Here is a 24,463-nt window from a genome sequence, read left to right as displayed (position 1 = left end):
GGCGTCATCTTTGTCACTCCAGCTTGAGGAGCCGATCGTGTCCCAGTCGCCCCCCGTTTCCCCCGTGGCCGCCTCCCGCGTGGTGGTACCGGCGGGCACTACGGCGGGCGCGGCGGTCCGCGAGGCCGGGCTGCCGACCAAGGGCGAGGACACGATCGTCGTAGTCCGTGACGCCGAAGGGAAGCTGCGGGACCTGGCCTGGGCTCCCGAAACCGACACCGAGGTCGAGCCGGTCGCCGCGAACACCGAGGACGGGCGCAGCGTCATCCGCCATTCGGCCGCGCACGTGCTCGCCCAGGCCGTGCAGCAGCAGTTCCCCGAAGCGAAGCTCGGCATCGGCCCGCCGGTCAAGGACGGCTTCTACTACGACTTCGCCGTGGACACTCCGTTCACCCCGGAGGACCTGCAGGCGCTCGAAAAGCGCATGAAGCAGATCGTCAAGGGCGCGCAGCAGTTCTCCCGGCGCGTTTTCGACTCCGTCGACGAGGCCCGCAAGGAGCTCGCCGACGAGCCGTTCAAGCTCGAACTCGTCGATCTGAAGTCCGAAGTGGACACCTCCGAGGTGATGGAGGTCGGCGGCGGCGAACTCACCATCTACGACAATCTCGACCCGCGCACCAAGGAACGTGTCTGGAGTGACCTCTGCCGCGGCCCGCACGTGCCGACGACGAAGTTCATCCCGGCGTTCAAGCTGACCCGCGTCGCCGCGGCGTACTGGCGGGGCAGCGAGAAGAACCCGCAGCTGCAGCGGATCTACGGCACCGCATGGGAATCGGCCGAGGCGCAGGACGCCTACCTCGAACGCATCGCCGAGGCCGAGCGCCGCGACCACCGCAAGCTCGGCGCCGAGCTCGACCTGTTCTCCTTCCCCGAGGAGATCGGCTCCGGCCTGCCGGTGTTCCACCCGAAGGGCGGCATCATCCGCCGCGAGCTGGAGAACTACTCGCGCCGCCGCCACGAGGAAGCCGGCTACGAGTTCGTGAACACCCCGCACATCAGCAAGGGCGACCTGTTCCACACCTCCGGCCACCTGCCCTACTACGCGGACACGATGTTCCCGCCGGTGCAGTTCGAAGAGGAGAACTACTACCTCAAGGCCATGAACTGCCCGATGCACAACCTGATCTACCGCTCGCGCGGGCGGTCCTACCGTGATCTGCCGCTGCGGCTGTTCGAGTTCGGCACCGTCTACCGCTACGAGAAGTCGGGCGTGGTGCACGGCCTGACCCGCGTGCGCGGGCTGACGATGGACGACTCGCACATCTACTGCACCAAGGAGCAGATGCCGGGCGAGCTGCGGTCGCTGCTGAAGTTCGTCCTCGACCTGCTCGCCGACTACGGCCTCTCGGACTTCTACCTTGAGCTGTCCACGCGCGGAGACTCCGACAAGTTCATCGGCGAGGACTGGGAGTGGGAGGAGGCCACCGAGACGCTGCGGCAGGCCGCCATCGACTCCGGCCTCGAACTGGTCCCGGACCCGGGCGGCGCGGCGTTCTACGGCCCGAAGATCTCGGTGCAGGCCAAGGACGCGATCGGCCGCACCTGGCAGATGTCGACCATCCAGCTGGACTTCAACCAGAACAAGCGGTTCGGGCTGGAGTACACCGCCCCCGACGGCACGCGCCAGCGGCCGATCATGATCCACCGGGCGCTGTTCGGCTCGATCGAGCGGTTCTTCGGCGTGCTGACCGAGCACTACGCGGGCGCGTTCCCGGCGTGGCTGTCGCCGGTGCAGGTGGTCGGCATCCCGATCACCGCCGACCAGGTGGAGTACCTGCAGGGTGTCGAGAAGGCGTTGCGTGCCAAGGGGATCCGCGCGGAGGTCGACGCGAGCGACGACCGGATGCAGAAGAAGATCCGCACGCACACGACGCAGAAGGTGCCGTTCATGCTGCTGGCCGGCGCGAAGGACGCCGAGGCGGGCGCGGTGTCGTTCCGGTTCCGCGACGGCGGCCAGATCAACGGCGTGCCGGTCGAGGCGGCGGTGAACGCGATCGTGTCGTGGGTCGAGCGCCGGGAAAACGCGTCGCCGACGGCCGAGGCGCTGGAGACGGTCGTTCGGTGAGTGACGGTCCCGAACTCGTCGAGCAGCAGGGCATCGGGGTCCAGGACGCCTTCCAGCGGCTCTGGACCCCGCACCGGATGGCCTACATCAAGGGCCAGGACAAGCCGGACGGGGACGACGAGCCCGGCTGCCCGTTCTGCCGCATCCCGTCCCTTGACGACAAGACGGGCCTGATCGTCGCGCGCGGCGAGCTGGTGTTCGCGGTGCTGAACCTGTACCCGTACAACCCCGGGCACCTGATGGTGGTGCCCTACCGGCACGTCGCGGACTACACCGACCTGACGGTGGACGAGACGCGCGAGGTCGCCGAGTTCACGCAGCACGCGATGAAGGTGATCCGCGCGGTGTCCGGCGCGCACGGGTTCAACATCGGGCTGAACCAGGGCCACATCGCGGGCGCGGGCATCGCGGCGCACCTGCACCAGCACCTGGTCCCGCGGTGGGGCGGGGACGCCAACTTCATGCCGATCATCGGCCAGACGAAGGTGCTTCCGCAGCTGCTGGGCGAGACCCGGGACCTGCTGGCCGACGCCTGGTGACGAGCGCCTGCCGGCACCTTCGAGAGACGTCTGGACCACCGTCGCCGTCACCGGCGAAAACTCCCGGTTGAGTGTTCAACCGGGAGTATGATGGAGGTATGTCCGGAACCCGATGGCTCAGCGACGACGAGCAGCGCGTCTGGCGTGAGTTCAACGCGGCCACCCGCATGCTCAGCGCGCACCTCGAAGGCCAGCTGCAGCACGACTCGGGCATGCCGCACACCTACTACGAAGTCCTCGTCGCGCTCTCCGAAGCGCCCGGCCGTCGGCTGCGCATGAGCGAGCTGGCCGACGCGCGGCAGGCCTCCCGCAGCCGGCTCTCGCACGCCGTCGCGCGGCTGGAAGCCAATGGCTGGGTGCGCCGCGAGGCCTGCCCGACCGACAAGCGCGGGGCCTGGGCCGTGCTGACCGACGCCGGGTTCGCCGCGCTCGAGGCCGCCGCGCCCGGGCACGTCGAGGCCGTCCGGGAAAGCCTGTTCGATCCGCTGACGCCGGAGCAGGTCGCCGCGCTCGGCGAGATCAGCGCGGCGATCCGGCGGCGGCTGTCGCCGAAGTGCGCGGCCGCGAAGGCCGCCGAGGAGGCGCGGGAGCACGAGGGCCAGCTCACGAAATCGGGCTGAGCCGGGGCGGCGCGTCGGGTTCGCCCGGGCGGGTCGATAGGCTGCCATCGCCCACCCGACCCTCGTAGCCAGGTGCCTCAGACGAACCGATGCTCAATATCTTCGCGCGTGCCTCCGTCTCCCGCGTCACCGATCCGATCGGCCAGGCGCTGGTCCGCGCCGGGCTGACCCCGAACGTGATGACCGTGCTCGGCACCGCCGGCGCGGTCGTCTGCGCACTGGCGTTCTTCCCGACCGGCCACCTGCTGTGGGGCACCTTCACGGTGTGGGGCTTCGCCATGCTCGACCTGCTCGACGGCGCGATGGCCCGCGCCCGCGGCTACGGCACCCCGTTCGGTGCGGTGCTGGACGCGACCTGCGACAGGCTGGTCGACGGCGCGCTGTTCGCCGCCATCGCCTGGTGGTGCTTCGTCGTCGACGGCAACCGCCCGGCCGCCGCCGCGGCGCTGCTCTGCCTGGTCCTCGCCCAGGTCATCTCCTACGTCAAGGCCCGCGCCGACGCGTCCGGCCTGCCGGTCGACGGCGGGCTCGTCGAGCGCGCCGAGCGGCTGATCATCGCGCTGGTCGGCACCGGCCTGCACGGCTTCGGCATCCCGTACACCGTGGACGTGACGCTCTGGCTGCTCGCCGCCGGATCGGTGATCACCCTGCTGCAGCGCACGGCCGCCGTGGCGAAGGCGGCCCGCGAGGCCGCCGCGGGGGAGCAGCCGGCATGAGCGGCTTGAGCGAGCGGTTGAGCGCCTTCGGCTACGCGGCCGGGTGGAAGCTCGCCGGCTGGCTGCCGCCGGGCTTCGGCAGCACGGTCTTCTCGCTCGGCGCGGACCTCGCCGTCCGCCGGGACGGGGCCGGCGTCCGGCAGCTGCGTGCGAACCTCGCCCGCGTCGTCCCGCAGGCCGACCAGGTCGAGCTGGACGAGCTGACGCGGCGGGCGATGCGCTCCTACGCCCGCTACTGGCACGAGACGTTCCGGCTGCCGTCGATGGACCACAAGGAGGTCAGCGCCAAGGTCGCGGCGTCGATCACCGGCGTGGAGAACCTCGATGCGGCGCTCGCCGAGGGCAACGGCGCGGTGATGGCCCTGCCGCACAGCGGGAACTGGGACGTCGCCGGCGTGTGGCTGGCCGACTACCTCGGCGGCTTCACGACCGTCGCCGAGCGGCTGAAACCCGAGTCGCTCTACCGCCGGTTCGTCGAGTACCGGGAGTCGCTGGGCTTCGAGATCGTGCCGCTCACCGGCGACAGCTCGGCGATGCGCGTGCTGCTCAAGCGGCTGCGGGAGAACAAGGCCGTCTGCCTCGTCGGCGACCGCGACCTGACCACCAGCGGCATCCCGGTGAAGTTCTTCGGCGAGCCGGCCCGGCTGCCGGGCGGCCCGGCCCGGCTCGCGGCCACGACCGGGGCGGCGCTGATCCCGGCGGGCTGCTGGTTCACCGAGGACGGCTGGCAGATCCGGCTGCACCCGCGCATCCGGGTCACCGCGCGGGCCGAGGTGCCCGCCGCGACCCAGGCGCTGGCGGACATCTTCGCCGGCGACATCGCCGCGCACCCGGCCGACTGGCACATGGTGCAGAAGTTCTGGCCCGCCGACCTCGAGGCCGGCGAGCGGGTCAGCCTCGAAGAAGCGAGCTGAGCGTGGCCGCGCGCCCGCTGCGGATCGGGATCGTCTGCCCCTACTCGTTCGACGTGCCCGGCGGGGTCCAGGGGCACGTCATCGACCTGACCAGGGCGCTGCTCGCGCGCGGGCACGAGGTGTCCGTGCTCGCCCCCGCCGACGACGACGCCGTCCTGCCGGAGTTCGTGCACCCGGCGGGCAAGGCGCTCGGGATCCCGTACAACGGCTCGGTCGCGCGCCTGCAGTTCGGGCCGGTGTCCTACGCCAGGGTGCGGCGCTGGATCCGCGAGGGCGACTTCGACGTCCTGCACCTGCACGAGCCCGCCGCGCCGAGCCTGTCGCTGCTGGCGCTGCTCGTCGCGGACGGCCCGATCGTGGCGACCTTCCACACCGCGACGACGCGCTCGCGCACGCTGTCGGCGTTCCAGCCGGTGCTGCGGCCGCTGCTGGAGAAGATCACCGCGCGGATCGCGGTGTCGGCGCTGGCCCGCCGGGTCCAGGTCGAGCACGCGGGCGGCGACGCCGTCGAGATCCCCAACGGCGTCGACGTGGAGTTCTTCGCCTCGGCGACGCCGCTGCCGGGATATCCGCGGGCCGGCGGCACGGTCGGGTTCGTCGGCCGGTTCACCGAGCCGCGCAAGGGCATGGGCGTGCTGTTGGAGGCGTTGCGGCGGATCCTGCCGGAGTTCGAGGACCTGCGGCTGGTCGTGGTCGGCCGCGGCGACGAAGACCAGCTGCGCCGCGAAGCCGGGCCGGAGCTGGCACCGCACCTGGAGCTGCTCGGCCAGGTCGACGACCCGACGAAGGCGCGGGCGCTGCGCAGCGTCGACGTCTACTGCGCGCCGAACACCGGCGGCGAGAGCTTCGGGATGATCCTCACCGAGGCGATGGCGGCGGGCACGCCGGTGCTGGCCAGCGGACTCGACTCGTTCCGGCGGGTGCTCGACGACGGCCACGCCGGGATGCTCGTCGAGACCGGCGACCCGGCGGCGCTCGCCGACGGGCTGCGCGAGCTGCTCGGCGACCCGGCACGCCGGGCGTCCCTGGCCGCGGCGGCGGGGGAGCGGGTCACGATGTACGACTGGTCGGTGGTGGCCACGCAGGTGCTGCGGGTCTACGAGACGGCGATCGCCGCGGACCCGCGACGGGTCGCGGCGCCGGAAGGGGAACCGGCCCGGTGAGCGTCCTCGGCTGGCTGCTGCCGCTGCTCGCGCTGGTCGTGGTGCTGGGCGGGCTGTTCCTGGTGGCGACGGCGAACCGGCTCGACCGGCTGCACGTCCGGATGGACGCGGGCTGGGCGGCACTGGACGCGGCACTGGCCCGGCGCGCGGTGGTGGCCCGCGCGGTCGCCGCGGTCGTGGGCGACACCGGGCTGCGGACGGCGGCCGAGCGCGCCGAGGCGGCCCCGCGAGCCGACCGCGAAGCGGCGGAGAACGAGCTGACGCTGCACCTGGGCCGCGTCGACCGGGCGGCCCTGCCCGCCGAGCTGGCCGAGGAGCTGACCGACGCCGAGCACCGCGTGGTGATCGCCCGCCGCGTCCACAACGACGCCGTCCGCGACACGCTGCGCCTGCGGCAGCGGCGGAAGGTGCGGTACTTCCGGCTGGCGGGCACCGCGCCGCGGCCGGAGTACTTCGAGTTCGCCGAACCGGAGGTCTGACATGTGGTGGGCGGTTGTCGAAGAGCAGCGCGGCGGCGGTGAGGCACGCACGTGGGCGGTCACGAAGACGAAACCGGCGGGCGGCGACCGCGACCACGCGGACGGCGTCGCGCAGCGGCTGGCGTTCGAGCACAAGCCGGTGCACCCGTCGTCGCCGAAGAGCCGGAAGGTGCTGCGCGTGGCCGACGGCTACCTCGTCATCGTCGAAGGCCGGACCTCGACGTTCCATTTCCGCGTCACCCTGGGCGAAACGGTGACCGCGCCGGAACAATGACGGCATGAGCGAGACCTGCGACGTCGCCCACGGCACGGCACCGGCCGACCCGGCGACCCGGACCCTGGTGGCGGTCTTCGCGTCGCCGGTGGCCCGGTTCCTGCTGAAGTTCGCCAAGGACCTCGGCTACCACGTCGCGTTGTTCGAGCCCGATCCCGCGCGCGTCACCGACGTCCCGGAGGGCTTCGAGGCGGACACCGTGCTGCCGCCGCTCGACGCGTCCGCGGACGTCGTCGTCACCGACCACCACCGGCCCGAGCTGGGCGAGGTGCTGAAAGCCGCCTTGGACGGCAGCCCGCGGTGGGTCGGGGTGCTCGGCAACCCGCGTCACCCGGGCCCGCACGTCGCCGCGCTGCAGGCACTCGGCGTCTCCGACGCCGACATCGCCCGCGTGCACCGGCCGGTGGGGCTGAACATCGGCTCCCGCACCCCGGCGGAAATCGCGCTGGCCACCTTGGCCGGGCTCGTCGCCGACCGCAACGGCCGCCCCGGCGGCTTCGACTTCTCCTAGCCTCGCGCAGGCGTGAGCCAGCCGCCCGGGCGCCGGACCCCGAACGTCATGAACGACTCTTTCCTGTCCTCGGACGAGGTGAACGACTCGTTCATGACGTCCGGTCACCCGGGCCGGCTGGGGGACTAGTGGACCGCCAGGCCTTCCGGCATCGGTTCGAAGCGGGCGTGGCGGCGGGTGAACGTCGCCGTGCCGGAGGTCATCGAGCGCAGGTCGATCAGGTAGCGGACCAGCTCGGTCGCCGGGACCTCCGCCCGGATCACCGTCCGGCCGCCTTCGCCCGCCTCGGTGCCCAGCACCCGGCCGCGCCGGGACGACAGGTCGCCCAGTACCGTGCCGAGGTGCTCGTCCGGCAGCCGGATCGCCACCTCCTCCAACGGCTCCAGCATGGTGATGTGCCCGTTGGCCGCGGCGTCGCGCAGGGCCAGCGCGCCCGCCGTCTGGAACGCCGCATCCGAGGAATCGACGCTGTGGGCCTTGCCGTCGACCAGCGTCACCTTGACGTCGATCACCGGGTGCCCGTCCACGAGCCCCTTCTGCAGCTGGGCACGCACGCCCTTCTCCACGCTCGGGATGAACTGGTGCGGCACCGCGCCGCCGACCACCTTGTCCACGAACTCGAACCCGGACCCGCGCGGCAGCGGCTCGACCTCGATGTCGCACACGGCGAACTGGCCGTGCCCGCCCGACTGCTTCACGTGCCGCCCGTGTCCCTTGGCCGGCTTGGTGAACGTCGAGCGCAGGCTGATCTTCACCGGTTCGGTGTCGACGTCCGCGCCGCCCGCCCGCAGCCGCGACAGCACGACGTCGGCGTGGGCCTCGCCCATGCACCACAGCACCAGCTGGCCGGTCTCGGCGTTGCGGTCCAGCCGGAGCGTCGGGTCGCCGGCGACCAGGCGGGAGAGGTTGCGCGCGAGGGTGTCCTCGTCGCTGCGGGTCTTCGCGACGACCGCCACCGGCAGCAGCGGTTCCGGCATCGCCCACGGCTCCATGAGCAGCGGGTCGTCGGGGGAGGAGACGGTGTCGCCGGTTTCCGCCGAGCCGACCTTCGTCAGCGCGCAGAGGTCGCCCGCCACGCAGTAGGGCACCTCCCGCAGGTTCGCGCCGAGCGGCGAGTAGAGGTGCGCGACGCGCTCGTCGGCGTCGTGGTCCTCGTGGCCGCGTTCGGCCAGGCCGTGCCCGGAGACGTGCACCGGCCGCTCGGGCCGCAGCGTCCCGGAGAACACCCGGACGAGTGACACCCGGCCGACGTAGGAGTCGACGGCCGTCCGGACGACCTCCGCGGCGAGCGGGCCCGCGGGGTCGGCCTTCACCCCGGGATGGGGCGCGCCGTCCGGCGTGGTGACCTCGGGCGGCTGGTGCTCCAGCGGGGACGGGAACGCGCGGACGATCCCGTCGAGCACCTCGCCCAGTCCGACGCCGGTGGCCGCGCACACCGGGATGACCGGGTGGAAGGAGCCGCGCGCGACGGCGGTTTCGAGATCGGCGATGAGGGTTTCCTCGGCGATCTCCTCGCCGGCGAGGTAGCGGTCCATCAGGGACTCGTCCTCGCTCTCGGCGATGATCCCTTCGATCAGCTCGTTGCGGGCCTGCGCCATCCGGTCCAGGTCGGCCGGGTCCGGCTCGCCCGCCTTCGGCGGATAGCCGCCGGAGTAGTCGAAGTACCGCTGGGTGATCAGGCCGACCAGGCCGTCGCCCGCGGGCAGGTACAGCGGCAGGACGCCGGCGCCGAACGCGGACTGGCAGGCGGCGATCTCGGCCATCGCGTCGGCGCGGTGGTGGTCGAGCCGGGAGACGACGACCGCGCGCGGCATCCCGACCGCGGCGCACTCCTCCCACACCGCGACCGTCGCCGCGTCGACCCCTTCGGCCGCGCTGACGACGAACAGCGCCGCGTCGGCCGCGCGCAGCCCGGCCCGCAGCTCCCCGACGAAGTCGGCGTAGCCCGGGGTGTCGATCAGGTTGATCTTGTGGCCCTGGTGCAGCACCGGGGCGACCGAGAGGCCGACCGAGCGCTGCTGGCGGACCGCCGCCGGATCGTGGTCGCACACCGTCGTGCCGTCGACGACCGAGCCGGCGCGCGGCACCGTGCCGGACGCGGCGAGCAGGGCCTCGGTGAGGGTCGTCTTCCCGGAGCCCGAGGGCCCGACGAGCACGACGTTGCGGACCTTGGCGGGGTCGTCCACAGCGACGGCGGCCCCGGTGTCGGCGTTCCTGGCTTGTTTGTCGGCCATGACGACTCCTCGGCGAACGGCTCGTGTACGGGATGTGTCCCCGATCACACACCCGCTACCCTGGTGACGGCAAGGCAGGACCCCCGGGACCAGCCGAATGCCCGGGGGAAGCACGGGGCAGGGGGAGTGGCATGGACAGGCGGGCTTTCTTACGGATTTCCGGCGCGGTACCGGTGGCGGGCCTGGCGGGGTGGCCGCCGCCGGACGACTGGGAGCGGCTGCGGCGCCGGCTGTCCGGGCCGCTGTTCCGGCCCGGCGACCCGGGCTACGCGGAGGCCAAGCAGGGCTTCTTCACGATGTACGACGACCGGATGCCGGTGGCCGTCGTCGGTGCGGCGCGCGTCGAGGACGTCCAGGCCGCGGTCGGGTTCGCCGCCCGGCACCGGCTGCCGATCGCCGCGCGCAGCGGCGGGCACAGCTACCCCGGCTACTCCACAGTGGACGGCGGGATCGTGGTGGACCTCAGCCGGTTCTCCGGCGTCGAGGTGCGCCCGGACGGCCGCGCGCTGATCGGCGCCGGGGCCCGGCTGGGGCCGATCGCCACCACGCTCGCCGCGGCCGGCCGGGTGCTGCCGGCGGGCAGCTGCGCCTCGGTCGGGATCGCCGGGCTCGCCCTCGGCGGCGGCGTCGGCGTCCTCGACCGGAAGTACGGGCTCACCTGCGACCACCTGGAGGCGGCGCGGATCGTCACGGCCGACGGCCGGGTGCGCACGGTGTCGGCGGTGGCGGAGCCGGACCTGTTCTGGGCGCTGCGCGGCGGGGGCGGCGGGAACTTCGGGATCGTCACCGGGTTCACCTTCCGTACCGTGCCGCTGCGCGACGTCGCCACCTTCGACCTGCACTTCCCGGTGGGCACGCAGGCCGCGTTGTTCGCCGCGTGGCAGGAGTGGCTGCCGACGGTGCCGGACGAGCTGTGGGCAGGCATCGGCATCGGCGCCGACCACGCGAACATCGGCGGCACGTTCCTCGGGCCGCGGGCGCAGCTGGACGCCCTGCTCGCCGACCTGATCCGCCGGGTCGGCACGCCGCCGTCCGGGCAGCGGCGGCAGGTCCTCGACCACCTGAGCGCGATGGCGGCGTTCGACGACCCGGAGTCCCGGCCCGGCCTGGTCCTCGACCGCGCGGCCTACATCGGGACCTCGCGGATGCTCATGCGGCCCGCACCCGACCCGGCCGCGGTGGTCGACGTCCTGCTCGCCACGCCGGGCGTCGACACGATCATCGACTCCGCCGGCGGCGCCATCGCCCGCGTCGGCGAGCGCGAAACGGCCTTCCCGCACCGGAAGGCGCTCGCCAGTTTCCAGTTCCTGCACGGCGCGGGCCCCGAGCACGGCGGGGAAGCCACGGCCCGGCGCGCGCTGGCCGCGGTGCGCGACGGGCTCGGGCCGGAGTTCGGCGCCACGGGGTACGTCAACTACCTCGACCCGGAAATGCCCGATTGGGCGCAGGCTTACTACGGAGCGAACCTGCCGAGGCTGCGCGCCGTCGCCCGGAAGTATGACCCGCGAGGGATTTTCGCCTTCCCGCAAGGACTTTCCGTGCCCCGCTCGACTGTCCACATGGGAGAGACGTAGACTGCGCCGGATTCCGCGGCGCAGGAGGCAGCGCGTGCTCGATCTGGCGTTTTCCACCGAGGACCTGGCGCACACCCGGTTCGCGTTCTCCCCGGCGTGGGAGATCGTGGCCAGCGTCCGCGTCCTCAACGAGCCGGGTGCGCACGCGCTGCACCTGCCGTGGGTCAAGCGGGCGGACGCGGCGCTGCGCGAGGCCGGGCTGGACATCGGGCTGCTGCGCGACCTCGTGCCGCTGCGGCACCTGCCCGGCTTCCTGGCAGGCACGCCGAAGACGCCGCTGCCCGAGCTGGCCGACGAGCTCGCGGACCTGCGTGACGTCCCCGCCCGCGTCGTCCGGCGGGAACTGGACGCGATGGCCGGGCCGCGCACGCCCGCGCTCGCCCGCCTCCACCGCGATCCCGAGGCCGGGCTGGACCGGCTCGCGACGCTGATGGAGCGGTATTGGGACCTCGTGCTCGCCCCGGACTGGCCGCGGATCCGAGCGCTGCTGGAGGCCGACGTGCTGTACCGGTCGCGGCTGCTGGCCCAGGGCGGGGCCGCGGAGCTGTTCAACGACCTCACCCCGCTGGTCCGCTGGCAGGGCGGCACGCTCACGGTCGCGCACCGGCACCTGCACGCCGCCGTCCCGCTCGACGGACGCGGTCTGGTGCTGGTGCCCTCGGCGTTCGTCTGGCCGCGGGTGTTCTCCAAGACCGACCCGCGCTGGCAGCCGGTGCTGCGCTATCCGCCGCGCGGCATCGCCACGCTGTGGGAGACCGGCACGGCCACCGCGCCCGGCGCGCTGGCCGGCGTGGTGGGCCGCGGCCGGGCGATGCTGCTGGCCGAGCTGGCCGCGCCGGCGTCCACCCTGGAGCTGGCCCGCCGGACCGGGCTGAGCGCCGGGGCGGTGTCGCAGCACCTCGGCGTGCTCAAGGCCGCGGGCCTGGTCAGCGGGCACCGTGCCGGACGTCACGTGCTCTACGCGCGGACTTCGGCCGCGGAGTCCCTGGTCGCGGCGGCCGGCGAAGTGGACTGCTGAGATACCCGCGTACTGGCCTGCTTGAAGGGTCCACCGCCGACTTACCCTCGGACACGTAAGCCCCGATTTCGTGTGGAAAGGCCCCGTCGTGTCCGAGCAGCAGCCCACTCCCGCCCCCGGCACCGTCCAGTCCGTCACCGGTACCGCCAAGGTGAAGCGCGGCATGGCCGAGATGCTCAAGGGCGGCGTGATCATGGACGTGGTCACCGCCGAGCAGGCCAAGATCGCCGAAGACGCCGGCGCGGTCGCGGTGATGGCGCTGGAGCGCGTGCCCGCCGACATCCGCGCACAGGGCGGCGTCGCGCGGATGAGCGACCCCGACCTCATCGACGGCATCATCGAGGCCGTCTCCATCCCGGTGATGGCCAAGGCCCGCATCGGCCACTTCGTCGAGGCGCAGATCCTGCAGTCCCTCGGCGTCGACTACATCGACGAGTCCGAGGTGCTCACCCCGGCCGACTACGCCAACCACATCGACAAGTGGGCGTTCACCGTCCCCTTCGTCTGCGGCGCGACCAACCTCGGCGAGGCGCTGCGCCGGATCACCGAGGGCGCGGCGATGATCCGCTCCAAGGGCGAGGCGGGCACCGGTGACGTCTCCAACGCCACCACGCACATGCGCAAGATCCGCCAGGAGATCCGCCGCCTCCAGTCGCTGCCGGAGGACGAGCTGTTCGTCGCGGCGAAGGAGCTGCAGGCGCCGTACGAGCTGGTGAAGGAGGTCGCCGAGGCCGGGAAGCTGCCGGTGGTGCTGTTCACCGCGGGCGGCATCGCCACGCCGGCCGACGCGGCGATGATGATGCAGCTCGGCGCGGAGGGCGTGTTCGTCGGCTCCGGCATCTTCAAGTCCGGCAACCCGGCCCAGCGCGCGGAGGCGATCGTCAAGGCGACGACGTTCTACGACGACCCGGACGTGCTGGCGAAGGTGTCGCGCGGCCTGGGCGAGGCGATGGTCGGCATCAACGTCGAGGAGCTGCCGGAGCCCCACCGCCTCGCCGAGCGCGGCTGGTGACCTCCTAGACGTACTCGGAGATCTCGACGCCGTACGTCCCGGGCTCCAGCGCCTCGAAGATGTGCGGCACGTCCCCGGGGTAGCAGATGTAGTCCCCGGGCAGCAGCTCCTCCGGGTCGTCCATGACGCCGACGCGCGCCCGGCCCGCACACAGCACGATGTGCTCGACCACCCCGGTCATGTGCGGGTCGGAGCGCCGCGGCGTCCCCGGCTCGCCGCGGACGACGTAGATGTCGCGGCGGGCGCCGGTCGGGCAGGCCGACAGCAGCGTGCACGCGTAGTCGGCGTGCTCGGCGAACACCGTCGGCCCGCGGCCCGCGCGGACCACGCGCACCTTCGGCCGCTCGGGCTCGACCAGCCGCGAGAACGGCACGTCCAGGGCGACACCGAGTGCCCACAGCGTCTCGACGCTCGGGTTGCCGGTACCGGATTCCAGCTGCGACAGCGTGGACTTGGCCAGGCCGGCGCGCTTGGCGACCTCGGTCAGGGACAGTCCGGCGCGGGTGCGCTCGCGGCGCAGCGACGCCGCGATGATGTCGAGGGGTGCGCCCGCGGGTTCTTGTGCCATCCGTTCGCTCCATCGGTCTGTTTGTTCGCCTTGACGAACACGGCGTCCCGTGTTCACCATAGAACACATGCGTTCGATATGGCGAACACTCGACCGGGGTCTGGCCCGGGACATCGGCCTGGTCTGTCTCGCCGATTGTCTCGTGGGGGTGTCCTACGGTGCCATCGCGGTGGGCTCGGGCTTCCCGCTGTGGCTGCCGGTACTGATGTCGCTGGTGGTGTTCGCCGGCGCGTCGCAGTTCATGTTCGTCGGGATCGTGGCCGCGGGCGGCAACCCGTTCGCCGCGGTGCTGGCCGGGCTCCTGGCCAACGCGCGGCACCTGCCGTTCGGCTTCGCGGTGGGCGACGTCGTGGGGCAGCGCTGGGCCCGGCTGTTCGGCAGCCACCTGATGAGCGACGAGACGGTGGCGTTCGCGATGGCCCAGGAAGAGACCGCTCGCCGCCGCGCGGCGTACTGGGCGTGCGGGCTGGGGATCTTCGTCAGCTGGAACGCGGGGGTGCTGGCGGGCGCGTTCGCGGGAACGGCCATCACCGACACCGACGTGTTCGGCCTCGACGCGGCGTTCCCAGCGGTGCTCCTGGCGCTGGTCCTGCCATCCCTGCGGGACAGGGCGGCCCGGCTGCCGGTGCTGATCGGGGTGGCGGTCGCCCTGGCGGCGACCCCGTTCCTACCCGCCGGGCTGCCTGTCTTGCTGGCACTGGCTGGAGTGGTCGTGGGCGTGGCGGCGAAGGAGCCGGAGCTGGAGGAGGCACGCTGATGGCGGGGGTGGGGTTGCTGGACGGGGCCGGGCTGCCGGCGGGGGCGCGCTGCGGGGCCGGGGTTGAGCTGCTGGACGGGGCCGGGCTGCTGGTCCTGCCGGTGGAGGAACGCGGAACCGCGGGAGTGCACTGCGGGGTCGGGCTGCTGGACGGGGTCGAGTTGTCGGCGGGGGTGCGCTGATGGACGGGGTGGAGCTGCTGGCGGGCACGGTGGTGCTGGCGCTGGGCACGTTCGCGTTCCGGTTCGCCGGGCCGCTGCTGCGCAGCCGCGTGAAGCTGTCGCCGAAGGCGCGGCGGCTGATGGCGCTGGCCGCGGTCGTCCTGCTGGCGGCTCTGGTCGCGGTGAGCGCGCTGACCGAGGGCCACGGCTTCGCGGGCTTCGCCCGGCCAGCCGGGGTGCTGGTCGCCGGGGTGCTGGCGTGGCGGAAGGCGCCGTTCGTGCTGGTGGTCGTGGCCGCGGCGGCGACCGCGGCCCTGCTGCGGCTGGCCGGGGTCCCCTGAGGCCACGGGTTGTTGTCAGGTTGCCAGCGCCCCAATGTGGCCTTCGGTGCGTCAGGCGCACCGAGGGCGGCCTTGGGTGCGCTCAACGCACCCAAGGCCGCCTTGGGGCGCTGGGGAGCCGGGCCGACCGGACGTCCTGAATGACTCATTCAGGACGTCGGAGGTCCTGAATGAGTCATTCAAGACGCCGGGGGACCCCGGACCGGGGCTGACCTGCCGGTAAGCCGCCGGGCCGGGGCGTCTAGGCTGGTAAAGAAGGTCTTTCGGGAGGTCGGGTGTCGTCGGAGCCGGTGATCGGTGTGCTCGCCATGCAGGGTGCCGTGCGGGAGCACGTCGCGATGCTGGCCGAAGCGGGTGCGCGGGGCGTTCCCGTGCGGCGGGCCGCCGAGCTGTCCGAAGTGGACGGTCTGGTGCTGCCCGGTGGCGAGTCGACCACCATGTCGCGGCTGCTGGAGAGCTTCGAGCTGCTGGAACCGCTCAAGGCGCGGATTGCCGAGGGCCTGCCCGCGTTCGGCTCGTGCGCCGGGATGATCCTGCTGGCGCGGCAGACCCTCGACGGGCGGCCGGACCAGCAGCAGCTCGGCGGGCTCGACGTCGTCGTCCGGCGCAATGCCTTCGGCAGGCAGGTCGACTCGTTCGAGGCGGACCTCGACTTCGCCGGGATCGGCGACGGCCCCGTGCGCGCGGTGTTCATCCGCGCCCCGTGGGTCGAGAAGGCCGGTGACGGTGTCGAGGTGCTCGCCACGGTCGGTGCCGGTGACGGCACCGCTAGGATCGTCGCGGTCCGGCAGGGGGCGGTGCTGGCGACCGCGTTCCACCCGGAACTGACGCCCGACGTGCGGGTGCACCGGCTGTTCGTCGACCTCGTGCGACAGGCTGCCTGATACGCGGTGCCCGGCCGGGGTACGGAACAGATGGAGGAGAGATGAGCGGCCACTCCAAGTGGGCCACCACGAAGCACAAGAAGGCCAACCTCGACGCGAAGCGCGGCAAGCTCTTCGCGCGGTTGATCAAGAACATCGAGGTGGCCGCGCGGACCGGCACCGGTGGTGGCGACCCGGATGGCAACCCGACGCTCTACGACGCCATCCAGAAGGCGAAGAAGAACTCGGTCCCGCAGGACAACATCGAGCGTGCCCGCAAGCGCGGCGCCGGTGAAGAGGCCGGCGGTGCCGACTGGCAGACCATCACCTACGAAGGCTACGGCCCGAACGGTGTCGCGGTCCTGATCGAGTGCCTCACCGACAACCGCAACCGCGCCGCCTCGGAGGTCCGCACCGCGCTGTCCCGCAACGGCGGCTCGCTCGCCGACCCGGGCTCGGTGGCCTACCTGTTCAACCGCAAGGGCGTCGTCATCATGCCGAAGGGCGATGCCGCCGAGGACGACGTCCTGATGGCCGTCCTCGACGCCGGCGCCGAAGAGGTCAACGACCTCGGCGAGAGCTTCGAGATCGTCTCCGAGGCGACCGACCTGGTCCCGGTCCGCAAGGCCCTGCAGGAAGCCGGTTTCGAGTACGAGTCGGCGGACCTGACGTTCCTGCCGTCGGTGAGCGTCCCGCTCGACGCGGACGGCGCGAAGAAGGTCTTCAAGCTGATCGACGCGCTCGAGGACTGCGACGACGTCCAGAACGTCTACGCGAACTTCGACGTCTCCGACGAGGTGCTCGCCGAAGTCGGCTGAGTTTTCCCTTACGCCGCAAGCCTTTGGTGCCCGGGCCGGAAACTTTCCGGCCCGGGCACTGGGCTCCGGCGGGCTCGTCGGGCAGAATGTGCGCCGTGACCTCGACGACCCCCGCCTCCGCCGATCTCGCCGCCGAACTGACGCCGGACGAACAGCGCCTCATCGAATGGATCGAGGCGCAGGCGAAGGAACGCGGCAACGCCGTCGTCAGCGTCGCGGGCGACGACGAGGGCGCCAACTACTGCTTCACCGCCTGCGCGTGGGCGCTGCACAACGTGCCCGAAGCGGTCGTCATCGGCCTGCCGGAGCACATGGGCCCGGTGCTGCTCGACGCCTACGTCGACCGCGCGGCCAACGGCGAGATCTTCGAGGTCGGCAAGCGCTACGACGACTTCTTCGACGGCGTCCCGGTCGTCTTCGAGCGCGTGCACAAGGGGCACTACCCCGAGTTCTTCGGCTCGGCCTTCCTCATCTACCCCGACGGCGACTTCCCGGCACTGCAGCTGATCGTCGCGACGCCGGAGGGCAAGTTCCCCTGGCACCCGGACGCGCCCGAGGGCTTCGCCCAGTGGCAGCCGGTGCTGACCGGCAGCGGCGACCCCGAAAGCTGGACCCCCGGCGTCGACGGCCCCTAGAACTTCGCCAGGTCGGCGGCCGCTTCCGGGTACTGCCCGGCGAGGTCGGCGGCGGCCGCGAACTCCACGCAGTCGTCGGTGTAGGGCGGCACCACGACCGTGCCGAGCAGGCTCCACGCCCCCTGCGTCACCGTTGCCTGCCAGGTTTCCGCGGGCACGACCACCTGCGGCCGCTGGCCCGCGGCGACGTCGGTGCCCAGCACCGGGCGCTCCACCGAGCCGTCCGGGTGCAGCAGGAGCATCGCCGCCGGCGCGCCCGCGTGGTGGGCGTACACCTCGACGCGGTCGAGGCGGTGCGGTGCGGAGAACTCCGGTGCGACGAGCAGGTAGTAGATCGCCGAGCCGGTGTCCGACCGCCAGCTCTGCGCCCACCTCCCGCCTTCCACGGGCAGCGGCTGAAGACCCAGGTGGGTGACGAAATCCGACGGCTCCGGCATGTCCTCCATCCTGCCGCAGACGCGCCCAGTAGCCTGCAAGCTCGAACTGATGTTCGCGGCGGAGGGAAAACGGGTGCGGGTGCTCGGGGTCGACCCCGGTCTGACCAGGTGCGGCCTTGGCGTGGTCGACGGTGGCAAGGGACGCGCCGTCCGCTGCGTCGCCGTCGACGTCGTGCGTACCCCGCCCGACGCCGACCTGGCGCACCGGCTGCTCGCCGTTTCCGACGAGGTCGAACGCTGGATGGACAGGTACAAGCCCGCCGCCGTCGCGGTCGAGCGGGTCTTCGCCCAGCACAACGTCCGGACCGCGATGGGCACCGCGCAGGCCGGCGGCGTTGTCGCGCTCGCCGCCGCGCGGCGGGGGCTGCCCGTCGTCTTCCACACGCCGAGCGAGGTCAAGGCCGCCGTCAGCGGCTCCGGGCGGGCCGACAAAGCCCAGGTCACCGCCATGGTGATGCGCCTGCTGAACCTCGAGGTGGCCCCGAAGCCCGCCGACGCCGCCGACGCCCTCGCGCTGGCCATCTGCCACCTCTGGCGGGAGCCGATGCGGGCCCGGCTCGCCGAGGCCGAAGCCCGCGCGGCCGAAATCGCGCGCACCCACAAGGCCCGCCTCGCCGCGGCCGCCAAGCAAGCCAAGCACCCTGGAGCAGCACGATGATCTCGTCGGTACGCGGAGAAGTCCTGTCGGTCGGCCTGGACCACGTCGTGGTCGAGGTCGGCGGCGTCGGCTTCGCCGTGCAGGCCACCCCGGCGACCCTGGCCACCCTGCGCCGCGGCGAAGAAGCGCGGCTGCACACCGCGCTCGTCGTCCGCGAGGACTCGCTGACGCTGTTCGGCTTCGCCGACGCCGACGCGCGCGAGCTGTTCGGGCTGCTGCAGACGGTGTCCGGGATCGGCCCGCGGCTCGCGCTGGCCACCCTCGCCGTGCTCGATCCCGACAAGCTGCGTGCCGCGCTGGTCGAAGGCAACATCACCGTGCTCACCTCGGTGCCCGGCATCGGCCGCAAGGGCGCCGAACGGCTCACCCTCGAACTGCGGGACAAGGTCACCGCGCTCGGCGGGGGAGACGGCGCGCCCGCGGTCACCGCGCCCGGCGCGCTGCGCTCCGAGGTCGTCGAGGCCTTGGCCGGGCTCGGCTTCCCGGCCAAGCAGGCCGAGCAGGCCGTCGACAAGGTCCTCGCCGAGGGTGACGGCCACACGACGTCGAGCGTGCTGCGGGCCGCGCTGGCCACCCTCGGCCGCAAGCGGTAGGCGCGGGCATGGAGTATGAGGCCGTGACCGACGACGAGGACGACGCCCTCTCGGCGTGGGCCCAGACCGGCGACCGCGACGTCGAGGGCACGCTGCGGCCCCGCAAGCTCGACGAGTTCGTCGGCCAGCCACGCGTGCGCGAGCAGCTGGAGCTGGTGCTGGAGAGCGCCCGCCGTCGCGGCGTGCCGCCCGACCACGTGCTGCTGTCCGGCCCGCCCGGGCTGGGCAAGACGTCGATGGCCATGATCGTCGCCGCCGAGCTGGGCGCGGCCATCCGGATCACCTCCGGCCCCGCGCTGGAACGCGCGGGCGACCTCGCCGCGATGCTGTCCAACCTCGCCCCCGGCGACGTGCTGTTCATCGACGAGATCCACCGGATCGCCCGGCCCGCCGAGGAGATGCTCTACCTGGCGATGGAGGACTTCCGGGTCGACGTCGTCGTCGGCAAGGGACCCGGCGCCACCAGCATCCCGCTGGAAATCGCGCCGTTCACGCTGGTCGGGGCGACCACCCGGTCCGGCTCGCTGACCGGGCCGCTGCGCGACCGGTTCGGCTTCACCGGCCAGATGGAGTTCTACACCGACACCGAGCTGGAGCTGGTCGTCCGCCGCGCCGCGACGATCCTCGACATCCCGATCGACCGGGACGGCTGCGCGGAGATCGCCCGCCGCTCCCGTGGCACGCCGCGGATCGCGAACCGGCTGCTGCGGCGCGTCCGCGACTACGCCGAGGTCCGCGCCGACGGCAAGGTCACGCGCGCGGTCGCGCGGGCCGCGCTGGCCGTCTACGACGTCGACGAGCTGGGCCTGGACCGGCTGGACCGGGCCGTGCTCACCGCGCTGACGAAGTCCTTCGGCGGCGGGCCGGTCGGCATCTCGACGCTGGCGGTCGCGGTGGGGGAGGAGGCGACCACCGTGGAAGAGGTCTGTGAGCCGTACCTGGTCCGCGCCGGTATGCTCGCCCGCACCCCGCGCGGCCGGGTCGCGACCGCGGCCGCGTGGGAGCACCTCGGCATGGTGCCGCCCGCGGACCTCCCGGGGCGCCCCGACCAGGGCGGGCCGTCGCTGTTCGACCAGGACTGAGCGGCCCGAACCGGCGGGTGGGTGTCGGCGTCCGCGCTGGTACCTGGCACACTTGACCGGAGCACATACCCAAAAACCGGACATTTCGGCTGGGCCCGGTGTCCGTCGAACGGAGAATCATGCAACAGCTATTGCTGCCCCTGCTGCTCGTGCTCGTCCTCGCCGTGCCGCTGGTGATGAGCACGCGCAAGCAGAAGAAGCAGCAGGCGGCGCAGCAGGAACTGATGAACAGCCTGGCGCCCGGTGACCGCGTGATGACCACTTCCGGTCTCTACGGCACCGTCGCCGACGCCTCCGGCGACACGACGATCGACATCGAGATCGCCCCCGGCGTCGTCACCACGTGGCTGCGGCTGGCGATCCGCGAGAAGGTCGAGCCGGTCGTCGAGACCGAGGAGGACTCGGCCGACGACGTGGAGACCCCCGCCGAGGAGCCGGTCGTCGAGACGGCGACGGCCGTCAAGGACGACGAGCCGCAGACCACCGCCCAGGTGGCGCCGCCGCTGGAGCACGGCAAGAAGTAAGCCCCGCGGCACACCCCAGGGCGCGGGCCGGACTCCCGACGAAAGTCGGTATGGCCTGCAACACCGGGCTCACGCAGCACCGAGTAGTGTCTCGGTGCTGCGTGCGTGTCCGCCGTCATACCCGTGCCCGGGGGTGAATCGCACACAGACCCGGCCCGGTAACCCTCCGGGCGGGCACCGCAACCGTTGGGGTCCACCCAGTCCGAGGAGACCGAAGCACCGTGGCAGCATCGGCCGGGCATCTCCGCCCGGGACGCTATCTCGCCCTGTTCGCCCTGATCGTGATTGTGCTGTACGCGCTGGTGTTCCTCACCGGCAACCACAAGCCGACCCCGAAGCTGGGCATCGACCTGCAGGGCGGCACCCGGGTCACGCTCACCGCCCGTACCCCGGACGGCGGCCAGCCGAGCCGGGAGTCCCTGAACCAGGCGCGCCAGATCATCGAGCGGCGCGTCAACGGGATCGGCGTCAGCGGCACCGAGGTCCTCCTCGACGGCAACAACGTCGTCATCACCGTCCCCGGTGAGCAGGGCGACCAGGCGAAGAACCTGGGCAAGACCGCGAAGCTGGGCTTCCGCAAGGTCGTCAGCAGCGCCACCCAGCCGGTCGTGCCGCCGCAGACCACGACGCCGCCTGCCGCGACTCCGCCGACCTCGGGCGCGCCGAGCAGCTCGGCACCGCCGTCCTCGCCGTCGGCGCCGACGAGCAAGCCGGCCGGTGGCGGTGGCGCCCCGGCCGCCGCGCCCGCGCCGCAGCAGAGCAGCAGCCCGGCCCCGCCGCCGTCGAGCCAGGCCCCGGCGCCCTCGGACGGTTCGGTCGACGCGAAGACCGCACAGGAGATCCAGGCCGCCAAGGCGCTGCGCCAGGACCCGAAGCTGATCGGCGCCGACGGCCAGCCGAACCAGGAGCTCGTCGCGAAGGCGATGGCGTCGCTGACCTGCGCGCCGAACGTCAAGGACCCGCTCGAGGGCAACGACGACCCGAAGCTGCCGCTGGTCGCCTGCGGTGACAAGGACACCTACAAGTACCTGCTGGAGCCGGAGTTCCTGCCGGGCACGGAGATCGCCGACGCGAACTCGTCGTACAACACCCAGAACGGCCAGTGGGTGGTGAACCTGAGCTTCAAGAGCGCGGGCACCAAGACCTGGGCCGACTTCACCTCGAAGAACGTCGGCCAGCAGGCCGCGTTCGTGCTCGACACCCAGGTCGTGTCGGCGCCGAACATCCAGGTGGCCATCCTCGACGGCAACACCCAGATCACCGGCAAGTTCACCCAGGCCGACGCCAAGAACCTGGCGGACATCCTCAAGTACGGCTCGCTGCCGCTGTCGTTCGCCTCGTCGGATGCGACGACGGTGTCGGCCACCCTCGGCCTGGCGTCGCTGCAGGCCGGCCTGATCGCCGGCGGCATCGGCCTGCTGGTGGTGTTCATCTACTGCCTGTTCTACTACCGGCTGCTGGGCGTGCTCACCATCCTGTCGCTGGCCCTGTCCGGTGCGCTGGTGTTCGCGGTGCTGGTGCTGCTCGGCCGCTGGATCGGCTACACCCTCGACCTCGCGGGCATCGCCGGCCTGATCATCGCCATCGGCATCACGGCCGACTCGTTCGTCATCTACTTCGAACGGCTCAAGGACGAGATCCGGGAGGGCCGGACGTTCCGGTCCGCGGTGCCGCGCGGCTGGGTCCGCGCCCGGCGCACCATCCTGGCCTCGGACGCGGTGAGCTTCCTGGCCGCGGCCATCCTGTACGTCATCGCGGTCGGCGACGTCCAGGGCTTCGCGTTCACCCTCGGCATGTCCACGGTGCTCGACCTGGTGGTCGTGTACCTGGTGACGCACCCGCTGGTGGCCATGGTGTCCACGTCCAAGAACGCGTTCCTGTCCAATCCGAGGCATCTGGGCCTCGGTGCCGTGCAGCAAGTGGGTTCGCAGCGGAAGAAGGCGACCTCGGTCGGCCGCGCGAACGTGAAGGAGGCCTGACATGGGGGTCGAAGAACTGGGCACGGACGCCGAAGGCAACGCCAAGGTGGCGGCCAAGCCGGGCAAGAAGGAAAGCTTCTTCCACCGGCTCTACGTCGGCACCGGCGCGTTCGACGTCGTCGGCAAGCGCAAGCGCTGGTACATCTTCTTCGCCGCGCTGGTGCTGCTCTGCCTCGGCTCGATGATCATCCGCGGCTTCAACCTCGGCATCGAGTTCGAAGGCGGCACGCAGATCCAGATGCCCGCCACCGGCATCCACGGCCCGATCACCGAGGAGCAGGCGAAGCAGTCGTTCGAGAAGGCGTTCGGCCGTCCGGCGACGGAAGCGCAGAAGGTCGGTACCGGGAACGCGGCGACCATCCAGATCCGCACCGACACGCTGAACGCGGCCGAGGCGGCGAAGGTCAAGGAGGGCCTGTTCCAGGACCTCGGCCCGATCGGCAGCAACGGCCAGCCCAGCGTCCAGGCCATCAGCGACAGCGCGGTGAGCGCGTCGTGGGGTGGCGAGATCTCGCAGAAGGCGCTGATCGCGCTCGGCGTGTTCCTCGTCGCGGTGGTCATCTTCCTGGCGATCTACTTCGACGGGCGGATGGCCGCGGCCGCGCTGATCTCGCTGCTGCACGACATCCTGGTCACCGCGGGCGTCTACTCGCTGGTCGGCTTCGAGGTCACCCCGGCGACCGTGATCGGCCTGCTGACGATCCTCGGGTTCTCGCTGTACGACACGGTGGTGGTGTTCGACAAGGTCCGCGAGAACACCCGCGGCCTGCTCGGGCTGACCCGCCGCACGTACGGCGAAGCCGCGAACCTCGCGCTGAACCAGACCCTGATGCGGTCGTTCAACACGGCGTTCATCGCGCTGCTGCCGATCCTCGGCCTGCTGATCGTCGGGTACGTGCTGCTCGGCTCGGGCACGCTGCAGGACCTGGCGCTGGTGCAGCTGACCGGCACCCTGGTCGGCGTGCTGTCGTCGGTCGCGCTGGCGACGCCGCTGCTGGTCGACTTCAAGATGCGCGACCCGAAGTACAAGCAGCAGGCCGAGCGCGTCCGGCAGCGCCGGGCCAGCCAGGAGCGCAAGGCGGCGGGCGAGGACTTCGACGCCTCCGACGACGACGCACTGGCGAAGGAGCTGCGCAAGGAGAAGGCGTACGCGGCCGCGGCCAGCGTCCCCGCCCGCATCCAGAAGCAGCGCCCGGCCGGGAAGAAGAAGCGCTGACGTGGAGCTGGACGACGCCCTCGGCCTGATCGCCGAGGTGCCGGACTTTCCCGAGCCCGGCGTGCTGTTCCGCGACCTGAGCCCGCTCTTCGCGGACGCGGGCGCGTTCAAGACGGTGACCGACGCGCTGGCGAGCACCCTCGACCCTTCGGTCGACGCGCTCGCCGGCGTGGAGGCCCGTGGCTTCCTCCTCGCCGCGGCCGTCGGGTACGCCCGCGGCCTCGGCGTGGTGCTGATCCGCAAGCCGGGCAAGCTCCCGCAGGTGGCGGGCCGGGTGGACTACGCGCTGGAGTACGGCACGGCGACGGTCGAGCTGCCGTCCGGCGTGGTGCGGCCCGGCCAGCGGATCGCGGTCCTCGACGACGTGCTGGCCACGGGCGGCACGGTCGCGGCGACCGGCAAGCTCCTCGAGGACGCGGGCGCGGTCGTCGACAGCGTCTCGGTGGTCCTGGAACTGGCCGCCCTCGGCGGCCGCGAGGTCCTCGGAAACCGCAAGATCCACGCCCTGCGCACCTGCTGACCCCGTCACCCGCGTGATCGAAGCCGGATCTCGTGTGATTGGGGCCGTAACTCGCGAGTTACGGCCCCAATCACGTGAGTCACGGCTCTGGTCACGCGGGTTACGGCTGGTGGTGGGCCTCACATCCCCCTGAACGGGCGCACCCCACAGGTCCGCGAGGGGCAACGGCTACCCTGGTGTTCCGAAGGCCGC

28 protein-coding genes are annotated in these 24,463 nt (G+C 72.2%); 25 read left to right on the top strand and 3 right to left on the bottom strand.

Features of this window, described 5'->3' with window-relative positions:
- Positions 1 to 37 precede the first annotated feature (37 nt).
- The 9 genes from thrS (at position 38) to ABJI51_RS34415 (ending at position 7,281) form a co-directional block, all read left to right on the top strand.
- A complete protein-coding gene (thrS, locus tag ABJI51_RS34455) occupies positions 38 to 2,065 on the top strand; it encodes a threonine--tRNA ligase (protein WP_348955273.1) in 2,028 nt (675 codons plus the stop codon).
- Complete coding sequence (locus tag ABJI51_RS34450) at positions 2,062 to 2,604, top strand: HIT family protein (RefSeq protein ID WP_348955272.1); 543 nt, start codon at positions 2,062 to 2,064, stop codon at positions 2,602 to 2,604. Before thrS ends, ABJI51_RS34450 begins: the two co-directional genes overlap by 4 nt.
- Before the next feature lie 98 nt (positions 2,605 to 2,702).
- On the top strand, positions 2,703 to 3,224 hold the full coding sequence (locus ABJI51_RS34445; RefSeq protein ID WP_348955271.1) for a MarR family winged helix-turn-helix transcriptional regulator: 522 nt from the start codon (positions 2,703 to 2,705) through the stop codon (positions 3,222 to 3,224).
- An 89-nt stretch (positions 3,225 to 3,313) separates the two neighbouring features.
- Entirely contained in the window at positions 3,314 to 3,940 is a 627-nt protein-coding gene (gene pgsA / locus ABJI51_RS34440) for a phosphatidylinositol phosphate synthase (RefSeq protein WP_348955270.1), read from the top strand.
- Positions 3,937 to 4,854 (top strand): phosphatidylinositol mannoside acyltransferase, encoded by a 918-nt coding sequence (locus ABJI51_RS34435; RefSeq protein ID WP_348955269.1) that lies wholly within the window; start codon positions 3,937 to 3,939, stop codon positions 4,852 to 4,854. The genes pgsA and ABJI51_RS34435 overlap by 4 nt, the downstream gene beginning before the upstream one ends.
- A gap of 17 nt (positions 4,855 to 4,871) precedes the next feature.
- Positions 4,872 to 6,017, top strand: coding sequence for a glycosyltransferase family 4 protein (locus ABJI51_RS34430; RefSeq protein WP_348955327.1), 1,146 nt, complete (start codon positions 4,872 to 4,874; stop codon positions 6,015 to 6,017).
- Positions 6,014 to 6,496, top strand: a complete 483-nt coding sequence (locus ABJI51_RS34425) for an NUDIX hydrolase (protein WP_348955268.1) — start codon at positions 6,014 to 6,016, stop codon at positions 6,494 to 6,496. Before ABJI51_RS34430 ends, ABJI51_RS34425 begins: the two co-directional genes overlap by 4 nt.
- Before the next feature lies 1 nt (position 6,497).
- Complete coding sequence (locus ABJI51_RS34420; RefSeq protein WP_348955267.1) at positions 6,498 to 6,770, top strand: hypothetical protein; 273 nt, start codon at positions 6,498 to 6,500, stop codon at positions 6,768 to 6,770.
- Positions 6,771 to 6,774: 4 nt separating this feature from the next.
- Positions 6,775 to 7,281 (top strand): XdhC family protein, encoded by a 507-nt coding sequence (locus tag ABJI51_RS34415; RefSeq protein ID WP_348955266.1) that lies wholly within the window; start codon positions 6,775 to 6,777, stop codon positions 7,279 to 7,281.
- 125 nt (positions 7,282 to 7,406) lie between these two features.
- Here the strand turns inward: ABJI51_RS34415 and ABJI51_RS34410 are convergent, their stop codons facing one another.
- The gene (locus ABJI51_RS34410) at positions 7,407 to 9,515 is read right to left on the bottom strand and encodes an elongation factor G-like protein EF-G2 (RefSeq protein ID WP_348955265.1); all 2,109 of its coding nucleotides are present in this window, start codon (positions 9,513 to 9,515) and stop codon (positions 7,407 to 7,409) included.
- Positions 9,516 to 9,646: 131 nt separating this feature from the next.
- Here ABJI51_RS34410 and ABJI51_RS34405 point away from each other — a divergent pair, with 131 nt between their 5' ends.
- From ABJI51_RS34405 to pdxS, 3 genes are all read left to right on the top strand, one after another.
- On the top strand, positions 9,647 to 11,089 hold the full coding sequence (locus ABJI51_RS34405; protein WP_348955264.1) for an FAD-binding oxidoreductase: 1,443 nt from the start codon (positions 9,647 to 9,649) through the stop codon (positions 11,087 to 11,089).
- 34 nt (positions 11,090 to 11,123) lie between these two features.
- On the top strand, positions 11,124 to 12,107 hold the full coding sequence (locus ABJI51_RS34400; protein ID WP_348955263.1) for an ArsR/SmtB family transcription factor: 984 nt from the start codon (positions 11,124 to 11,126) through the stop codon (positions 12,105 to 12,107).
- A gap of 88 nt (positions 12,108 to 12,195) precedes the next feature.
- Positions 12,196 to 13,119 carry a pyridoxal 5'-phosphate synthase lyase subunit PdxS gene (pdxS, locus tag ABJI51_RS34395; RefSeq protein ID WP_348955262.1) on the top strand — a complete coding sequence of 308 codons (924 nt, stop codon included), beginning with the start codon at positions 12,196 to 12,198 and terminating at the stop codon, positions 13,117 to 13,119.
- 4 nt (positions 13,120 to 13,123) lie between these two features.
- Here the strand turns inward: pdxS and ABJI51_RS34390 are convergent, their stop codons facing one another.
- On the bottom strand, positions 13,124 to 13,687 hold the full coding sequence (locus ABJI51_RS34390; protein WP_348955261.1) for a helix-turn-helix domain-containing protein: 564 nt from the start codon (positions 13,685 to 13,687) through the stop codon (positions 13,124 to 13,126).
- Positions 13,688 to 13,754: 67 nt separating this feature from the next.
- Here ABJI51_RS34390 and ABJI51_RS34385 point away from each other — a divergent pair, with 67 nt between their 5' ends.
- The 6 genes from ABJI51_RS34385 (at position 13,755) to ABJI51_RS34360 (ending at position 17,262) form a co-directional block, all read left to right on the top strand.
- On the top strand, positions 13,755 to 14,444 hold the full coding sequence (locus tag ABJI51_RS34385) for an AzlC family ABC transporter permease (RefSeq protein ID WP_348955260.1): 690 nt from the start codon (positions 13,755 to 13,757) through the stop codon (positions 14,442 to 14,444).
- Complete coding sequence (locus ABJI51_RS34380) at positions 14,444 to 14,626, top strand: hypothetical protein (RefSeq protein WP_348955259.1); 183 nt, start codon at positions 14,444 to 14,446, stop codon at positions 14,624 to 14,626. Before ABJI51_RS34385 ends, ABJI51_RS34380 begins: the two co-directional genes overlap by 1 nt.
- Entirely contained in the window at positions 14,626 to 14,946 is a 321-nt protein-coding gene (locus ABJI51_RS34375) for an AzlD domain-containing protein (protein ID WP_348955258.1), read from the top strand. Before ABJI51_RS34380 ends, ABJI51_RS34375 begins: the two co-directional genes overlap by 1 nt.
- A gap of 275 nt (positions 14,947 to 15,221) precedes the next feature.
- A complete protein-coding gene (gene pdxT, locus ABJI51_RS34370; protein ID WP_348955257.1) occupies positions 15,222 to 15,830 on the top strand; it encodes a pyridoxal 5'-phosphate synthase glutaminase subunit PdxT in 609 nt (202 codons plus the stop codon).
- A gap of 41 nt (positions 15,831 to 15,871) precedes the next feature.
- Entirely contained in the window at positions 15,872 to 16,627 is a 756-nt protein-coding gene (locus ABJI51_RS34365; RefSeq protein WP_348955256.1) for a YebC/PmpR family DNA-binding transcriptional regulator, read from the top strand.
- An 86-nt stretch (positions 16,628 to 16,713) separates the two neighbouring features.
- On the top strand, positions 16,714 to 17,262 hold the full coding sequence (locus tag ABJI51_RS34360) for a DUF4262 domain-containing protein (RefSeq protein ID WP_348955255.1): 549 nt from the start codon (positions 16,714 to 16,716) through the stop codon (positions 17,260 to 17,262).
- Here ABJI51_RS34360 and ABJI51_RS34355 read toward each other — a convergent pair.
- Positions 17,259 to 17,699 carry a cupin domain-containing protein gene (locus tag ABJI51_RS34355; RefSeq protein ID WP_348955254.1) on the bottom strand — a complete coding sequence of 147 codons (441 nt, stop codon included), beginning with the start codon at positions 17,697 to 17,699 and terminating at the stop codon, positions 17,259 to 17,261. The genes ABJI51_RS34360 and ABJI51_RS34355 overlap by 4 nt on opposite strands.
- A 73-nt stretch (positions 17,700 to 17,772) precedes the next feature.
- Between ABJI51_RS34355 and ruvC the strand changes: the two genes are divergently transcribed.
- From ruvC to ABJI51_RS34320, 7 genes are all read left to right on the top strand, one after another.
- Complete coding sequence (gene ruvC, locus ABJI51_RS34350; RefSeq protein ID WP_348955326.1) at positions 17,773 to 18,357, top strand: crossover junction endodeoxyribonuclease RuvC; 585 nt, start codon at positions 17,773 to 17,775, stop codon at positions 18,355 to 18,357.
- Positions 18,354 to 18,950 carry a Holliday junction branch migration protein RuvA gene (gene ruvA / locus ABJI51_RS34345; RefSeq protein WP_348955253.1) on the top strand — a complete coding sequence of 199 codons (597 nt, stop codon included), beginning with the start codon at positions 18,354 to 18,356 and terminating at the stop codon, positions 18,948 to 18,950. Before ruvC ends, ruvA begins: the two co-directional genes overlap by 4 nt.
- Positions 18,951 to 18,958: 8 nt before the next feature.
- Positions 18,959 to 20,032 (top strand): Holliday junction branch migration DNA helicase RuvB, encoded by a 1,074-nt coding sequence (ruvB, locus tag ABJI51_RS34340; protein ID WP_348955252.1) that lies wholly within the window; start codon positions 18,959 to 18,961, stop codon positions 20,030 to 20,032.
- 119 nt (positions 20,033 to 20,151) lie between these two features.
- Entirely contained in the window at positions 20,152 to 20,556 is a 405-nt protein-coding gene (yajC, locus tag ABJI51_RS34335; protein ID WP_348955251.1) for a preprotein translocase subunit YajC, read from the top strand.
- Between the two features lie 221 nt (positions 20,557 to 20,777).
- The gene (gene secD, locus ABJI51_RS34330; RefSeq protein ID WP_348955250.1) at positions 20,778 to 22,535 is read left to right on the top strand and encodes a protein translocase subunit SecD; all 1,758 of its coding nucleotides are present in this window, start codon (positions 20,778 to 20,780) and stop codon (positions 22,533 to 22,535) included.
- 1 nt (position 22,536) lies between these two features.
- On the top strand, positions 22,537 to 23,751 hold the full coding sequence (secF, locus tag ABJI51_RS34325) for a protein translocase subunit SecF (RefSeq protein WP_348955249.1): 1,215 nt from the start codon (positions 22,537 to 22,539) through the stop codon (positions 23,749 to 23,751).
- Position 23,752: 1 nt separating this feature from the next.
- Positions 23,753 to 24,271, top strand: coding sequence for an adenine phosphoribosyltransferase (locus ABJI51_RS34320; protein WP_348955248.1), 519 nt, complete (start codon positions 23,753 to 23,755; stop codon positions 24,269 to 24,271).
- Positions 24,272 to 24,463: the final 192 nt, after the last annotated feature.

It is taken from the genome of Amycolatopsis melonis (genome assembly GCF_040064235.1).
GTDB lineage: Bacteria > Actinomycetota > Actinomycetes > Mycobacteriales > Pseudonocardiaceae > Amycolatopsis > Amycolatopsis melonis.
The sequence above is the reverse complement of the archived record's forward strand: the minus strand, read 5'-3'. Positions and strand labels throughout refer to the sequence as shown.

Excerpts from the sequence above, each read along its gene's own strand:
- ABJI51_RS34365 (WP_348955256.1), top strand. The coding sequence starts at position 15,872 with ATGAGCGGCCACTCCAAGTGGGCCACCACGAAGCACAAGAAGGCCAAC.
- ABJI51_RS34405 (WP_348955264.1), top strand. The coding sequence starts at position 9,647 with ATGGACAGGCGGGCTTTCTTACGGATTTCCGGCGCGGTACCGGTGGCG.
- ABJI51_RS34355 (WP_348955254.1), bottom strand. The coding sequence starts at position 17,699 with ATGCCGGAGCCGTCGGATTTCGTCACCCACCTGGGTCTTCAGCCGCTG.
- ABJI51_RS34360 (WP_348955255.1), top strand. The coding sequence starts at position 16,714 with ATGTGCGCCGTGACCTCGACGACCCCCGCCTCCGCCGATCTCGCCGCC.
- secF (WP_348955249.1), top strand. The coding sequence starts at position 22,537 with ATGGGGGTCGAAGAACTGGGCACGGACGCCGAAGGCAACGCCAAGGTG.
- ruvB (WP_348955252.1), top strand. The coding sequence starts at position 18,959 with ATGGAGTATGAGGCCGTGACCGACGACGAGGACGACGCCCTCTCGGCG.
- ABJI51_RS34390 (WP_348955261.1), bottom strand. The coding sequence starts at position 13,687 with ATGGCACAAGAACCCGCGGGCGCACCCCTCGACATCATCGCGGCGTCG.
- ABJI51_RS34445 (WP_348955271.1), top strand. The coding sequence starts at position 2,703 with ATGTCCGGAACCCGATGGCTCAGCGACGACGAGCAGCGCGTCTGGCGT.
- ABJI51_RS34435 (WP_348955269.1), top strand. The coding sequence starts at position 3,937 with ATGAGCGGCTTGAGCGAGCGGTTGAGCGCCTTCGGCTACGCGGCCGGG.
- ABJI51_RS34385 (WP_348955260.1), top strand. The coding sequence starts at position 13,755 with ATGCGTTCGATATGGCGAACACTCGACCGGGGTCTGGCCCGGGACATC.
- yajC (WP_348955251.1), top strand. The coding sequence starts at position 20,152 with ATGCAACAGCTATTGCTGCCCCTGCTGCTCGTGCTCGTCCTCGCCGTG.
- ruvA (WP_348955253.1), top strand. The coding sequence starts at position 18,354 with ATGATCTCGTCGGTACGCGGAGAAGTCCTGTCGGTCGGCCTGGACCAC.
- pgsA (WP_348955270.1), top strand. The coding sequence starts at position 3,314 with ATGCTCAATATCTTCGCGCGTGCCTCCGTCTCCCGCGTCACCGATCCG.
- ABJI51_RS34380 (WP_348955259.1), top strand. The coding sequence starts at position 14,444 with ATGGCGGGGGTGGGGTTGCTGGACGGGGCCGGGCTGCCGGCGGGGGCG.
- ABJI51_RS34415 (WP_348955266.1), top strand. The coding sequence starts at position 6,775 with ATGAGCGAGACCTGCGACGTCGCCCACGGCACGGCACCGGCCGACCCG.
- ABJI51_RS34410 (WP_348955265.1), bottom strand. The coding sequence starts at position 9,515 with ATGGCCGACAAACAAGCCAGGAACGCCGACACCGGGGCCGCCGTCGCT.
- ABJI51_RS34375 (WP_348955258.1), top strand. The coding sequence starts at position 14,626 with ATGGACGGGGTGGAGCTGCTGGCGGGCACGGTGGTGCTGGCGCTGGGC.
- ABJI51_RS34420 (WP_348955267.1), top strand. The coding sequence starts at position 6,498 with ATGTGGTGGGCGGTTGTCGAAGAGCAGCGCGGCGGCGGTGAGGCACGC.